We start from the raw sequence: 454 nt of genomic DNA, 5'->3' as shown, positions 1-454 counted from the left end.
GTCTGCCGCGGCGGGGAAACGGTTACGCTTTTGGGGAGCTTGCGCGTAATGCAGATTGCGCCGAACGCCGCTTGCCGCTCCCGCCGATAATCCGTATCCTGTGCGCAGGCGGGGCATTCGCGGGTGAAGAAGCGGCGGGAGAAAAAGCGAGAGCAAAAGACTGCGACGCCGCTTGTGGCGAAGCGCGAAAAACGGCGGAGGCTGCCGAAGAAGCGCCTGTTCGCCGCGCTAGGACTTGCGCTCGCGGCGTTTTGCGCGCTCCTGTTCTTCGCCGGGCGGCACGATACGGAACGGGAACTCGAGGAGCTGAGCGCCGTCCTGCGCTTTGACTGGGGGGGCGGTTCCGGCGGAATGACGTCAGATTCCGGCGGTGAGCGGGCGTTTTTCCGGGTCATATACGATTTGGAAGGACTCGCCCGCGGCACCGCGCCAGTCGACAGCACCGAATATGCCG

General features: G+C 64.8%; 1 protein-coding gene. It reads left to right on the top strand.

Annotation, left to right across the window (positions count from 1 at the left end; genetic code table 11):
* Window positions 1–123 precede the first annotated feature (123 nt).
* The coding region (locus tag AWU74_RS08380; protein ID WP_238580276.1) for a hypothetical protein at window positions 124–454 on the top strand (331 nt) is incomplete at its 3' end.

The organism is Treponema endosymbiont of Eucomonympha sp. (genome assembly GCF_001028545.1).
Note: the sequence above shows the minus strand (reverse complement) of the source record. Positions and strands in the feature narration are given on the sequence as shown.